This is a genomic window from Balneatrix alpica DSM 16621 (assembly GCF_000619885.1).
Taxonomy (GTDB): domain Bacteria; phylum Pseudomonadota; class Gammaproteobacteria; order Pseudomonadales; family Balneatricaceae; genus Balneatrix; species Balneatrix alpica.
In genome coordinates this window covers 218,938-233,030 of sequence record NZ_KK211039.1, presented here as the reverse complement: position 1 = coordinate 233,030, position 14,093 = coordinate 218,938, and the positions used below count along the sequence as shown (strand labels likewise).

8 protein-coding genes are annotated in these 14,093 nt (G+C 53.4%); 3 read left to right on the top strand and 5 right to left on the bottom strand.

What is annotated here, in order from left to right; genetic code table 11:
* Nucleotides 1-94: 94 nt before the first annotated feature.
* A complete protein-coding gene (locus tag Q334_RS0110435; RefSeq protein ID WP_027313157.1) occupies nucleotides 95-568 on the bottom strand; it encodes a VOC family protein in 474 nt (157 codons plus the stop codon).
* Between the two features lie 123 nt (nucleotides 569-691).
* Here Q334_RS0110435 and Q334_RS0110430 point away from each other — a divergent pair, with 123 nt between their 5' ends.
* Entirely contained in the window at nucleotides 692-1,498 is an 807-nt protein-coding gene (locus Q334_RS0110430; RefSeq protein WP_027313156.1) for a hypothetical protein, read from the top strand.
* Between the two features lie 62 nt (nucleotides 1,499-1,560).
* On the opposite strand, the gene Q334_RS18795 is transcribed toward Q334_RS0110430, so the two are convergent.
* A complete protein-coding gene (locus Q334_RS18795) occupies nucleotides 1,561-3,720 on the bottom strand; it encodes an NAD(P)-binding protein (protein ID WP_035461317.1) in 2,160 nt (719 codons plus the stop codon).
* A 106-nt stretch (nucleotides 3,721-3,826) separates the two neighbouring features.
* On the opposite strand from Q334_RS18795, the gene Q334_RS18790 reads away from it, so the two are divergent.
* Both Q334_RS18790 and Q334_RS0110415 read left to right on the top strand, forming a co-directional pair.
* On the top strand, nucleotides 3,827-10,591 hold the full coding sequence (locus Q334_RS18790; protein ID WP_051527710.1) for a response regulator: 6,765 nt from the start codon (nucleotides 3,827-3,829) through the stop codon (nucleotides 10,589-10,591).
* Between the two features lie 53 nt (nucleotides 10,592-10,644).
* Nucleotides 10,645-11,586: a diguanylate cyclase domain-containing protein gene (locus tag Q334_RS0110415; protein ID WP_051527709.1), complete on the top strand. Its 942-nt coding sequence runs from the start codon at nucleotides 10,645-10,647 to the stop codon at nucleotides 11,584-11,586.
* Here Q334_RS0110415 and Q334_RS18785 read toward each other — a convergent pair.
* From Q334_RS18785 to ntrB, 3 genes are all read right to left on the bottom strand, one after another.
* On the bottom strand, nucleotides 11,583-12,239 hold the full coding sequence (locus Q334_RS18785) for an HAD family hydrolase (protein WP_035461316.1): 657 nt from the start codon (nucleotides 12,237-12,239) through the stop codon (nucleotides 11,583-11,585). The genes Q334_RS0110415 and Q334_RS18785 overlap by 4 nt on opposite strands.
* Nucleotides 12,240-12,327: 88 nt before the next feature.
* Nucleotides 12,328-13,122 (bottom strand): ABC transporter ATP-binding protein, encoded by a 795-nt coding sequence (locus tag Q334_RS0110405; protein WP_027313154.1) that lies wholly within the window; start codon nucleotides 13,120-13,122, stop codon nucleotides 12,328-12,330.
* Nucleotides 13,123-13,147: 25 nt separating this feature from the next.
* Nucleotides 13,148-14,068 (bottom strand): nitrate ABC transporter permease, encoded by a 921-nt coding sequence (gene ntrB, locus Q334_RS18780; RefSeq protein ID WP_081414420.1) that lies wholly within the window; start codon nucleotides 14,066-14,068, stop codon nucleotides 13,148-13,150.
* Nucleotides 14,069-14,093 lie beyond the last annotated feature (25 nt).

Below are 14,093 nucleotides of genomic sequence, written 5' to 3'. Positions count from 1 at the left end.
TTTTGAGCCTATCTGGCTTTGCTACGCACCATTTTGCATCCTGCACAGCAGCCTAATCTCACCACTGCACCCTATTAGCGCAGTCGGCGATAACTCACCCCTCCCCCATTTCTTCCCGCATAAAGGTGGCAAAACGCGTCTGTATCTCCTCCGGGGAAACATCTTCAATATGGGTTGCTAGGCTCCACTTGTGGCCAAAGGGGTCTTCCAATGTGCCCATCCGATCGCCCCAGAACTGATCCATCACCGGTCTCACCACCGTTGCCCCAGCGGCAAAGGCCTGATCAAACAGGGCATCGACGTCCTCGACATAAAACATCAGTCCAACGCCGGCGCCCCCCAGGCTAGCGGGGCTTTTGGCTCCCATGTCCGGCATTTCTTCCGACAACATAAAGTGCGCCTCACCAATACGCATTTCTGCATGCATAACACTGCCATCGGGAGTGGCCAGGCGCATGGTTTCCACTGCACCAAAGGCTTGTTGATAGAAACGCATCGCTTCTGCCGCATTGCGGATATACAGATAGGGGGTAATCCCGGCAAAGCCAGGGGGGATTTTTGCAGTCATCGCCATACTCCTGGGTAGTCAATCTATTTAACAACTGCACAATTATTGACCACGACTAACCAGCTGGCGAATTCTGCACGAGCTTCTAGGCTATATCCGCTTACCTAACAAAAGGATGTTTACATGCCCAGCTACCAAGAGTTGGTGATTGAAGCCCAGGCGCTTTGCGCGCTGATTGCCGACAATCCTCAAGCACGGCTCGCTTCCCGCCAGGCGTTTTATCAACGCTATGGTTTTAGCAGTCAGGATGGTTTCAGTTATGGCGATTCAGAACTGGCGTTCTTGAAATGGGAAATCCGCCGCGGGGTACTCAACCCTATGAGCGCCAACCCTGCGGGCAGCCACTGGTGGCGCAATGTGAACCTGGATTTTATCTTCCATTCCGAACTCGCCGGCTTAATGGATCAGCAGGATGTCAGCCCCACCGCAGAAACCCCTGCCGCCACCCTGGCCTGGCTAAACTTTTTAGCTCACCCCACCCCTACGAACTGGTATCGCGCCCATAACACCACCATTCTGGCGGGGTTTGAAGCCAAACAGGCCTATATGGCCGATGAAATTGCGTTGGAGCGGGAGTTTATCAATATCACCCTCTATCGCCTGCTGTTTGCCCAGGCGCTAGTGGAGGACGCCACTATTTTTGGCAATATCGGCAAATGGATTGCCGATCCACGGGGCTTTGCCGTTGACTTTATTGTGCACCTGACCAATTTCTACCCTAACCACTACCCCTTAACCGAAGCAGATCGCCCGCTAATTGAAGGGACGGGTCACAGCATTCAGGCGCTAGAGGTCAGAATTCTCGATAGAGACATTATTCTGCCGCATTTGAGCAAGCTGTATCAGGCCGCCGCACAGTGGAATAACTCACCCTTTTTATTGACCTATGAGCAGGATGGAGTGCCTGTTTATCCGCCTTCCCTGCCATAAGGCAGATTTGCAAGAGCAAGCCCTTTAACAGGGCCTGCTCTTGAGTAGCAGGGAGCGCTTGCTTAGCGAGGAATAAATAGATCCTCTAAGGGAATCACTTCTGTACTGCCACGTATTGCCCGGGCGGTTTGCAATCCAGACAGGGTGGCCGACTCCACACAGCCCATATTGAAACCATTACCGATCCAATCGCCAGTCAGATAGAGGTTAGCGAAGATCGAACCCTCGGTTGGCAACCGCGTCTTCGAGCTGTTAGGTACAGATTGCACATAACGCTCGTAGGGATCGACATTGGCACGCCAATACTGACTATTCAGTCTGGCTTCTCCTTTACCGCCCTGGGGGTCCACCAGCAAATCCCAGTTAAAGTGCCCATCCAGCCCTGCCTCTTGCCACAGCTGCAATAGGGGCTGATCTAGCAACTCCTTAAAGTAGGCTTTGGCCTTGGCTTTTTGACTGGCTGGATAGGCCGGATTCGGCCCTGGCGGAGGGGGCGTATCCTCATCAAAGACACCACAGAAGTAGCTGATGTCTTTAGGTGCATCATCCTTTGACCAGGTTTCCCGCTCGACCAGATAGCTGACATCTGCCCAGGAGTCCATCGCCGCCTGTTGGGACGGTTTGAACTTGCCACTGCGCCAGTCGGGATAATTAAAGCCCAGAATTTCCGGAGCTTCTTCCCCGGCGTGATAGCCAATCCAACCCAATTCTTGAATATTACGGTTCAGCCACAGCTGGCCGGCCTGGGTCGCCACCGTCTGCACCGTATTGACCATGGTGTTGAGGTTTTTGTCCTGCGCCAGCAACTTGGGAGCAATGATCGGCAAGGTTGCAATCGAGGTACCCAGTACCACCAGATCAAAGTCTTTACCTTGCTCCAGCACTATTTCTGGCTGCTGATAATAGTTGGACCAATCCGTCCAGGAGGACTCCAAATCAATTTGGTGTTGTTGTAACAACTCCGCGACATCCTTGCGGATCAGCTCATATTTGGGCGTGGAGGGCCAGCAGGGCAGGCCCTTAACCGGCACCAGCGGATCATAGCCTTCTTCCGGCTTGGCCAGCGGCACCTGCTCAACCAGTTTAATCTTGTCGATAAAGAAGCTTTCCGCATTTTGTGCCGGTATCAACTCTTCCACTTTATGGAAGAACTTAAACGTCACACCACGGCGCTTCAGCACCTCATAGTAGGGGCCAAATACCACATCCCCCATTCCTGCCTGCATCCGCCAGATAAAAGACTCTTTAGAGCAGCTCACTGCCGTCAAGCCTGCACGCATCAGGGTGCCGGTTTCCACCCGTGGTTGACTGAGCTTGCCCCCTTGATATGCAAATACCCCACCATAAATCGAGGCCACCAGTGGCCCTTCACAGGTCAAACGAGAGGCGCCATGCTTCTCGAGCCAATCGACAAAGTTAGTATCATTCAGGGAGTCAAACCCCTTGGCATAGACCTCATCCACCAGCATACCGATCAGGGCGGTCAACCCCAGATCGAGAATCATCCATAGCCGTGCAATTTTAATGTGATGGGCCACAAACGGAGCAGTCAGCAAATGAGCTGTTTGGCGGACACCTTGGAGTAGATCAATCAAGCCTTGATGAGGTAGTGCCGCCTGCAGTCCCTGTAATACCTGCTGCAACCCCTGACGCAGTTGCCCAAGCAGCGCTGTATCAAGGTGCTCCGTCATTTCCTGTTCTAAGCGCTGCAAAAAGGGCAAGCCACCATGCTGGCCCTGGGTGTCCATACCAGTATGCTCCAACAGCCAAGCCACCAGTTTGGCCAACGCGTCCATCAGGGGTTCCGGATTCCAGCCCTCCCCCACCTTGCCAGGTAAAGCAAAGGTCTCAATCGGCCACTGCGCCCAGTTTTTCTCAAAGTGCTGTGCAAAGGCTGTGCTATGGTGCGGAACAAAAGCCTCCTCTAGGGTTGCTAAGGGCGCATCCGCTGGGCGTCCCAGCTCTTCATAACAAAGACGCATGTTGTGGAAAGCGTTGTAATAAAAGCCAAACCAAACATGAATACCATGCTCCTCGATGCGATCATGATCCTGCAGATTGCGTCCACTGGCCCCCTTCCCGCCAATCCGCCAACCTAACTGATACAGGGTGATGTCGTATCGATCGCGCCAATTTTTATCACTGGTTAAAGAAAACGCGGCGGTGATTGCAGAAACGCCACCACCCAAAATCGCGATTTTCTGTTTGTGCTGGGTATCCATGTTTCCATCCCGATGGTAAAAAGACAGTTACAAGTTAGAACAAAAACAATGGGCTGCCAGCTTAATTACTCTTTGCCCCTCTTGTCTGTGAAAAGGAGCCGCCACGGTGGTCAGTGTTCCCGGTTATCAGTTTGCGCAAAAAATTCATGAAGGTCGTCACTCGCTGATTTACCAGGGGACTCGAATCAGCGATGGCGAGCCCGTCATTATGAAGGTGCTCAAGCATGAGTACCCCACCCCTGAGCAGCGCAAACAGTTCCAGCGGGAGTTCGCTATCAGCCGCCGCCTGCATGACAGTGGCGCCGTGATCAAGGTGTTGGACCTGTTACCTTATGACAACACCCTGGTGATGGTAACGGAAGACATTGGTGGGCATGCTCTGGCCGAAACACTGCAAGCGCGCCGTCCCAGTGTGGAAGAAGGCTTGGAGCTGGCACTGAAAATTGTTGAAGCCCTGGGTAAGATTCACCAAGCTCAAGTTACCCATAATGATCTCAACCCACGCAATATCATTTGGAACCCCGCCACCCAGGAGCTGCGTCTGGCTGATTTTGGTGTGGCGTCTGAACTTTCTCTTGAAGTTCCCCTGGTCACCAACCTCAACCACTTGATTGGCTCTTTGCCTTATATGGCTCCGGAACACACAGGGCGGGTCAATCGTGTACTGGACTACCGTGCGGATTACTATTCACTGGGGGTGACTCTCTACGAGCTTTTCAGTGGCCAACTGCCTTTTACCAGTCATGACCCCATGACCTTGGTACATAGCCACCTGGCCATTACCCCAGCCGCTCCACAGCAATGGAACCCCACTATTCCTAACGCTTTAGGGGCCATTATTCTCAAACTGATGGCCAAAGCACCGGAGGAGCGTTATCAAAGCCTCTACGGGCTCAAAGTGGATTTGCTTGAAGCCAAGCGTCAGCTGCAGGCAGCTGGTACCGTGACAGACTTTGCTTTGGCCAGCAAAGACGTGGCAACCCAGCTCTTACAACCCCAGCACCTTTATGGCCGTGAGGCGATGCTGGAACACTTGCAACAAGAGTTCCAATTGGTGAGTCAGGGTAGCTGTCGTCTCGTGATGATCAGTGGTTACTCCGGCGTGGGTAAAACCGCGTTGGTCACGGCCATGCAAAAGCCGATTTTGGCTAAACGCGGGCGTTTTTTAAGCGGCAAATTTGATCAGCTGAAACGTGATATTCCCTATCTGGCCTTCCAACAGCTGGGGGGCGAGCTACTCCAAAGCATCCTCAGTGAAGATGAGCAGGAAGTCTCTCTGTGGCGCGAGCGTTTGCAGCAGGCCCTCGGCAACAATGCCAAGCTCATCACCGACCTGTTGCCAGAACTGGCATTGCTCCTGCCTGATAGTACTGAGGTGCCACCCTTGCCACCCACAGAGGCGCAGAACCGCTTCCATTACGTGGTACAGCAGTTTATCCGCTGTTTCTGCAGCGCCGATCATCCCCTGGTGATTTGTCTGGACGATCTACAATGGGCCAGCAGTGCTTCACTTAAGCTGATTGAAGTTTTAATTACTGACCCGCAACTGCATCATTTGCTGATTTTAGGCACCTATCGGGTTAATGAAGTCGATAGCCGCCACCCCCTGCAGCAACTCATTCATCAATTGGAGGAGCATCAACACGCTCCTCGGGTGCTGGAGTTGGGGCCGCTGGCATTAGAGAATGTGCAGCAACTTGTTGCTGATACCCTACACAGCAGCAAAGTCGAAATCGCCCCTCTTGCCCAATTGTGCTTTGAGAAAACGCTGGGTAACCCGTTTTTCCTCAATCAACTGCTACAAACCCTGGTCAAAGACAAACTGATCTACTGCGACCAAGAAGCAGGCCAATGGCGTTGGGATTTAACCGGCATTCGCGACTGGGATGTGTCCGCCAATGTCGTTGACTTAATGACCCGTAAAATTCGTCAGCTCAGCCCTGCGGCCCAACAGGTTTTACAGCTGGCCGCCTGTATCGGTAACCGTTTTGAGCTTGCTACCCTGGCTCACTTGCTCAAACAACAGCAACTACCGCTACCCACTCTGGAGGAATGCCTAAGGGCCGGGGTGCTAGTCCCTTTAGACAGCCAGTTCTATCTGGAAGAAAACCTCCAGCAGGTCAAGGATCCCCATAGCCAGTTCCGCTTCCTGCATGATCAGATTCAGCAAGCTGCCTACGGTCTACTAGCCGAACAACAACGGGCTGAAGCTCACCTCTGTATTGGCCGTTATCTGCAAAGCCAGGCCCAAGCAGGCACCGAAGCCCTTTTCACCCTGACTAATCACCTGAATGCAGCACGTTCACTGTTAGATCAGCAAGCAGAACGCATTGCCCTGGTACAGCTAAACCTTGCTGCCACCCTGAAGGCTAAGCGCAGCAGCGCGTTCGAGCCGGCCTTGCACTTTAGCCAAACCGGGATGGACATGCTGACCAGCACCGATTGGCAGCAGCACTATAGCCTCTGTTTTGACCTGCATCTGCAGCGGGCGGAATGCGAACATCTTTGTGGCCAAACGGAAGCAGCCTATGCCTTTTGCCAACAAGCCCTGACACATGCCGCCAATGAGTTAGATAAAGCTGGAGTCTATAGCCTCCTCACCCAGCTCTACTCCACCCATGGTCGCTTCCATGATGCCCTGCAAATTGCCTGCACCGCGATTCGCCAACTAGGCGAAGACTGGCCCGAAGAACCGGCGGCCATTGAGGCCAAAATGGCCCAGGAAACCAGCAAGATTGAAACCTATCTGGCTAACCATCCAGTCGCCAACCTGCTGACCTTGCCCGCCATGCAGGACGCCAAGGCGCAGATGTTGCATTTACTCTATTGCCAACTGTGGCCCGCCGCCTTGAATGTCAATCTGCCCATGAGCACCTTAGCGGTGGTCAAGATGGTCAGCCTGGCGATTGAGTCAGGCAACTCGCCAATTTCACCCTTTGGCTATGCCAACTATGGCACCCTGCTCTCCGCCTTCTTTGGCCGCTATCAGCAGGGTTATGAATTTGGCCAACTGGCGGTAGATTTGGTCGAACGCAGTCATAACCTGCCCTTCAAGTGCAAGGTTTACACCATGTTCGCTGTGACCAATAGCCCTTGGTCCAGCCACTTGCCCAGCAATATCCCGCTACTGCAAACCGCCTTACAAGCGGGGCTAGAGACCGGCGACAAAATCTGGATAGGATACTCGGCCTTTCATATTCTCAAACATCGCCAACATGCAGGTACCCACTTGGGGACCCTGGCACTGGAGTGTGAGCACTATCGCCCCTTACTGGAGCAAATTGGCGATCCCAACACCCTGGAAGTGCACCGTATTTTGGTGAAGTCCATCCAGGTGTTACAACGCACACCGCCACAAGGCATCGACTGGGAGGCAGAAGGACAAGCTGAGACAGACTTTGTCAGTACCATGCAGACCGGCGGCCGTGTACTTTGCCTAAATTACTATCAGTACAACAAAATGCAGGCGGCCTATTTACTCGGCGACTACTCCACCGCCTTACACTGGAGTGAGGAAGCCGAAGCCACTCTGGCCGCAACCTTTGGTTGGTTCTCCATTGCCGAACATGCCTATTATCAGGCCCTGATCCTGGCCAAGCTCTACCCCGCCGCCAATACCGAAACTCAAGCGCTATATTGGCAGCGGATGCAGGCCAACCTGAGCAAGCTACAAACCTGGGCTGCTCATTGCCCGCAGAACTTTGCCCATAAAGCCCTATTGGTTGCGGCTGAACTCGCCCGTTTACAGCACCAAGCTGAGCAAGCAATGGATTACTACGACCAGGCAATCGAGTCTGCCCAACAGCAAGGCTTCAGCCAGCACCTGGCCGAAGCTAACGAATTGGCAGCGCTATTCTGGCTTAGCCTGGGCAAACACAAGGTTGCCCGCACCTATATGCTTGATGCCCACAACGCCTATCTGCAGTGGGGCGCGCAGGGCAAATTACACCTGTTAGAACAAAGTTACCCCCAGTGGTTACTGCGCAATCCAGAACAACCAAGCAGCCTGGGCAGTTTCAGCAGCCATGTATTGTTCTCGGAGTACGGTTCTGTCTCCGCTAAACAAGGCGCTAATCTGGATATGATGGCGGTGCTCAAGGCACTGCAGATCATCTCGACGGAACTGGCCCTGGATCAACTGCAATACAAATTAGTGCGTACCCTGATGGAAGAAGCCGGAGCCCAGGCCGGTGCTTTGGTACTGTTACGTGAGGGTCGTTGTTATTTGGAAGCCTATGGCAACCTGGATGAGGATTGGGTCAAAGTCTGCCAGGGCATCAGCCTTAATCTGTCTGAAAATGAACAGGGACAGTATCCATTGCCCACCAGCTTATTAGCCTATAGCTTGCGTACCCGTAAGCCGGTGATTCTGGATGAGGCGCTCGCCCACCCACAGTTTGGACAGGACCGTTACATCCAACAACAGCAGCCGCGCTCACTGCTGTGCCAGCCGATTATGCGCCAAGATACCCTGCTCGGTTTGCTGTATCTGGAAAATAACCATATCGATGCGGCCTTTACCCCGCAGCGATTGCACTTGCTCAGTATTCTTGCTGCCCAGGCCGCTATCTCAATTGAGCACGCCCTGCTGTACGCCACCCTGGAACAACGGGTAGATGAGCGTACTCAACAGCTAAATGAAGCCAAACTCAAAGCCGAAGAGGCGAGCCGTGCGAAGTCACTGTTCCTGGCCACCATGAGCCACGAAATCCGCACCCCCATGAATGCGGTGATCGGTCTCAGTCGCTTGGCGCTGAAAACCCCCTTAAATGATGAGCAACGCGATTATCTGGATAAAATCCGGGGTGCGGGTGAACTGCTGCTCGGCGTCATCAACGACATCCTCGACTACTCCAAAACCGAGGCCCATAAGCTGAGCTTGGAACACATTCGCTTTGATTTGCATAAGGTGCTGGAACGCAGCCTTAGCCTTTGCGCGCTCAAAGCCTGTGAGAAGCGCCTGGAGTTGATTCTTGACCTCAGCCCGGCCCTACCACGCTTTTTACAAGGGGATCCACTCCGTCTACAGCAAATATTGGTTAACCTGCTCAGTAATGCCATCAAGTTTACCGAGCAAGGCGAAGTCATCCTGCGCGTCCATCCGCAACACCTTCGCCAACAATTTTGGCTGCAGATCAGTGTAGAAGACAGCGGTATTGGCATGAGCAGTGAACAACAACAGCTGTTGTTCCGCCCCTTTACTCAGGCCGATAGTAGTATCACCCGGCAATTTGGTGGCACCGGCTTGGGTCTGGCTATCTGCAAACAGCTGGTGGAACTAATGGGCGGCCATATTGAAGTCGCCAGTGCACTGGGCCAGGGCTCAACCTTTAGCCTCTACTTGCCCCTTGCGGAGAATCTAACCTCCGCCTATCAAGGTGATGAGCTACTCGGCTTAAGCCTGCTGGTTGTCGATGATAACCCCCACGCCAGCCTGATCCTGCAACAGCAACTCTCCGCGCTGGGAGCCAAGGTACAGTGTCTGGAAAGTGGTCATGCTGCGGTCAAGCATCTCCAGCAGCATCGCGCTTATGATGCTGTCCTGCTGGATTGGCACATGCCCGGCATGGATGGCATCCAAAGCGCCAGTAATCTCCACCAGATCTTACCTGACCTCCCCATCGCCCTGATGGTGTCGCCCTTTAGTGCCGACAAAGTCAAAGCTCAGCTGGCCAACCAGAGCCATAACAGCATTCATACCCTGCTGGATAAACCCTGGCGCCTGGATGGGATAATCCAGGCCATCCAAACCTGCCTGGCGCCTGAACAAATCCAACCCCACTTGCCAGCAGCCACCAGTGCTATCCCTAATCTGCAGGGCTATCGCCTCTTACTGGTGGAAGATAATCCGATTAACCGTCAGGTCGCATTGGGCTTTTTAGAAGATACCCACGCCGATATTGATGTAGCTGAAAATGGCCTGGAGGCGGTCGAGAAAATCCTGGCCTCCCAGTACGATCTGGTATTGATGGATGTGCAGATGCCCAAAATGGATGGCCTCAGCGCCACCCGTCTACTGCGCGAGGAGCACAACAGTACTCAGCTCCCCATTGTCGCCATGACGGCTCATGCTCTGGAAGAAGACCGACAGCAAAGCTTAGCCGCCGGCATGAACGCCCATCTCAATAAACCACTGCATCCGGATGAACTGTACGAGTGCCTGCACGGCCTGCTCGCCCCCAAACAACCTGCAGCGCAACCCTCTCCCGTGCCAAATGGGGATTTAGCCGATCCCCGTCTTAATCAGTTGGCACAAAGTCCGTTGTTTGACCTCAACAGTGCATTAAAGCGGATCAAAGGGCGGCAAGCCCTATATTGGCAACTGCTGCGTGACTTCCATCGTGAGTACCAGGATGCGCCCCAGCGCTTTGCCGACATGGCGCGCCAGCGTCAATTAGACAAGTTGCATATTCGTATCCATTCGCTAAAGTCTAACGCCGCTTACCTGGGCGCCATGGAATTGCATCACCGTTGTGCTGAGCTAGAAGATGCCCTCGCCAAAAACCAGTTACCGCAAGAAGCTTTTGCTCAAGTTTGTCATCAAATCGCCGCTATAATCAGCGCCCTGGCGCCCTGCCTAGAGGAAGAAGAGACGACAAATGTCACTGTTACTAATGGGGTTAAGCGAACCTCGTTTGATATACAGACCTTTGTAGATCTGTTAAAACAGGCACAAGCTTTGCTTGAAACATCTGACTTTGCTGTCGAGGATCACCTCACTAAATTAGATGCGATGGGCCTCCCCGAGCCCTACCAAGGAAAGATTGAACAACTGCGTCAATGGATCGACGAAGTTGAATTTGAGCGAGCAACCACCCTCATTATTGACATGCTCGCCACCCTGACCGAGGACACTCCCAATAAGCAGTAGGTCAAGCACGCGCCCCTCGGCAAAGGCTTACCGTTAATAAGAAGAGTGAAAGTGTGATTAACCAAGCTCAAACCGTCCTAATTGTGGATGATGAAAAGAGCAACCTTAAAATTCTTAGCGATTTACTCAGGGACGAGGTTAAGGTTGTACTGGCGAAAAGTGGCGAACAAGCCCTCGCCAAGGCCGCATTATTAAAGCCTGATCTCATTCTGTTGGATATTGTTATGCCGCAGATGGACGGTTTTACCGTGATTCGCCTGCTGCAACAGCGGGCGGAAACCAGTGCTATTCCGGTTATTTTCATCAGTGCACTGGGGGATGTGGGTAGCGAAATTAAAGGCTTTGAGTTAGGGGCTTGCGACTATATTCATAAACCCTTCCAAGCCACCATTGTCAAAGCACGGATTAAACTTCACCTGCAACTGGCTAAACAGCGGCGCATGTTGGAAGAGCTGGCCAATATTGATCCCCTCACTGCCGTTGCTAACCGTCGTCGCCTTAATGACAAATTAGCCGAAGAATGGCAGCGCTGCCTGGTCGCTCACCTGCCCTTCTCCGTCGCCATGCTGGATATCGATTACTTTAAACAGTACAACGACCACTATGGTCATGCTGCTGGCGACCATGCCCTCAGTAAGGTGGCACAAACCCTGGAAAAGCACCTGCAGGGTGAACATGACTTTGTCGCCCGCTACGGTGGCGAAGAGTTTTTACTGGTTCTGCCCGGCAGTGATGCAAACACCGCCCGACAACGGCTAGAAACGTGCCTAGCGGCAGTAAAGGAACTGCAACTGCCCCATGAAAGTATTAGCGCCCACCCCTGGCTGACTCTGAGTGCAGGAGGCGCCAGCTGTTTACCCGGCAATCGCCAAGTCAATGCGGAACGCCTCGTTCAGCTGGCCGATGGCAGTCTCTATGAAGCCAAGCAAGCAGGGCGTAACCGCTTGATTTGGCAAGGAGATGACAACACTAAGCGGCTGGCACAGTCAGGCTAAGCCGCAAGCCAGGTTTGTAACTGCTGATAATTTTCCAGACAGGCATCTGCCCCGGCCTGCACTAACACCTCTGCATCAAAGCTGGTGGTCAGCCCTAATACTTGGCAACCCGCCCCTTTCGCCGCCTTGACGCCGTTAGGGGTGTCCTCAATCACCAACACCTGCTGGCCCGGTAACTGCAATTGGGATAAAGCCTGCAGATAGGGGGCTGGATCAGGCTTATGCTGTGTGCAATCGTCACGGGTGACAATGACATCAAACCAGGGACGCAACAGGTATTTACCAGCAATCAAATCAACATCATGGCGGGTTGACGAGGTCACCAGACCTAACTTGCCATAACGCTGACGTAACGCACGTACAGCGTGCAGGCTGCCATCAATCAGGGCCACTTCATCCCACAAGGCCTGGTAAAAACGGTGTTTCTCTTCCAACAGCGTAGCAATCGATACCGGCAAGGTCATCTGCTCAGCCAACCATTCGAAATAAGCTGAATCCGGCCGCCCGACAAACGCCTGTACACTTCCAGGCGGACATTGCAGTTGATACTGCTCCAGCGTCAGTGCCTTTGCCTCCGCATGCACGGGTTCGGAATCCACCAAGACACCATCAAAATCAAAAATACAGGCACGAAATTGCGCAAAGTCCAGCATCCGTTTACTACCTTAACCAAGGGCAGGCAAGCACCTTAGCGCCCTCCCTAGTCCGGCGCAAGGCCGAGCTAAGGAGGACAAACCTCGGTTAAGCCGCAGATGGCTTGCGCTGACGCTCATAGAGGAAGCGAATCACTTCAGCCCGGTAGTGACTGTAGGCCTCGCTTGCCGCTAACTGCAGGCGCTGACGGGGGCGCTCCAGCTGTACCCTTAACACCTCGCCGATGGTGGCGGCTGGGCCATTGGTCATCATTACAATCCGATCCGACAACAGCACCGCCTCATCCACATCGTGGGTAATCATGATCACGGTGTTATTCAGGCTGGCCTGAATCTCCATCAACGCATCCTGCAAGTGGGCCCGAGTCAGGGCATCCAGTGCGCCAAAGGGTTCATCCATCAACAATACCTTGGGTTGCATGGCCAAAGCCCGGGCAATGCCTACCCGTTGTTTCATTCCCCCGGAGATTTCGTGCGGGCGCTTATCCAAAGCATGATCCATCTGTACCAGTTTGAGGTTATGACGAGTCCACTCGTCCCGCTCACTGGCACTCTTACTGGCGGTAAAGACCTTATCCACCGCCATCCGCACATTGTCGTAAACACTCAACCAGGGTAAAAGCGAATGGTTCTGAAACACGATGGCGCGATCCGGCCCAGGCTCACGGATTTCTTTCCCTTCCAGTATGACCCCTCCTTCGCTTGACTCCAGCAAACCTCCGACAATATTCAATACCGTGGATTTACCGCAGCCGGAGTGACCAATGATGGAGACAAACTCACCCTGCTCAATTTTCAGATTCACATCCTGCAACGCTCGGAAACTGCCACTTTGGCTGTTAAAGCAGATACCGACCTGTTCCAAACTCAGAAAACTTGCCATCTCACTCTCCTTAACCGCTCACTTCTTAGTGGCTGTTGTAGTTGAAGCGACGCTCCAACCCACTCATCAGGCTCTCCAGCAGGATTCCCACCACCCCGATAATCAGGATAGCGACAATAATGGAGCTGACATTGAGGTTGTTCCACTCGTCCCAAATGTAGAAGCCAATGCCAATGCCGCCGGTCAGCATCTCTGCAGCAACGATCACCATCCAGGCTACCCCCAGTGATAACTTCATACCGGTGATGATGGCCGGCAGGGTTGCTGGAATCAGAATGCGTCGCGCAATTTCCAGCCGCCCCAGCCGTAACACCCGGGCAACGTTCATATAGTCATTGGGGATCGCCTCGACGCCGGCAGCCGTATTGACAATGACCGGCCAGATCGCGGTGATAAAGATGACAAAGATGGCGGAGGGGTCGACTGCTTTAAACAACAACAGGCCGATAGGCAGCCAGGCCAGCGGTGATACCGGCCGCAGAATCTGTACCAAGGGCAACCAGGCGCGTTTGCACACCGGACTCATCCCCATTAAAAAACCCACGGGGATACCCACCAGTACCGCCAGCCCAAAGCCCAGCATGACCCGTCCTAACGAATACAGAACTTGCCAGCCAATGCCCATATCATTGGGGCCTGCTTGATAAAAAGGATCGGCAAACAGCTCCAGGCTCTGTTGCCACACTTGTGCCGGGGTGGGCAAATCGGTGGCCAGGTGTTGCTGTACCATCACCCAGATCAGGACCAATCCGGCAAAGGTCAAAAATGGCAAAATCAAACTCTGCAGCAGGGGGCGCATGGACTCCAGCATCTGCTCAAAACGCTTGTCCTCCGCAAATCTTTCTTCGGACTTTGTCTGTGCGGCAGCGTTAACAGGTACTTTATTTGTCGGGGTGGTGGCCAGGGTAGCCAGCTTGGCGATCCCTGAGTGCTCTAGGGTGCTCATCGTTACCTCTCATCCTACCAATCTG

Excerpts from the sequence above, each read along its gene's own strand:
- Q334_RS0110430 (WP_027313156.1), top strand. The coding sequence starts at position 692 with ATGCCCAGCTACCAAGAGTTGGTGATTGAAGCCCAGGCGCTTTGCGCG.
- Q334_RS18785 (WP_035461316.1), bottom strand. The coding sequence starts at position 12,239 with ATGCTGGACTTTGCGCAATTTCGTGCCTGTATTTTTGATTTTGATGGT.
- Q334_RS0110435 (WP_027313157.1), bottom strand. The coding sequence starts at position 568 with ATGACTGCAAAAATCCCCCCTGGCTTTGCCGGGATTACCCCCTATCTG.
- Q334_RS0110405 (WP_027313154.1), bottom strand. The coding sequence starts at position 13,122 with ATGGCAAGTTTTCTGAGTTTGGAACAGGTCGGTATCTGCTTTAACAGC.
- Q334_RS18795 (WP_035461317.1), bottom strand. The coding sequence starts at position 3,720 with ATGGATACCCAGCACAAACAGAAAATCGCGATTTTGGGTGGTGGCGTT.
- ntrB (WP_081414420.1), bottom strand. The coding sequence starts at position 14,068 with ATGAGCACCCTAGAGCACTCAGGGATCGCCAAGCTGGCTACCCTGGCC.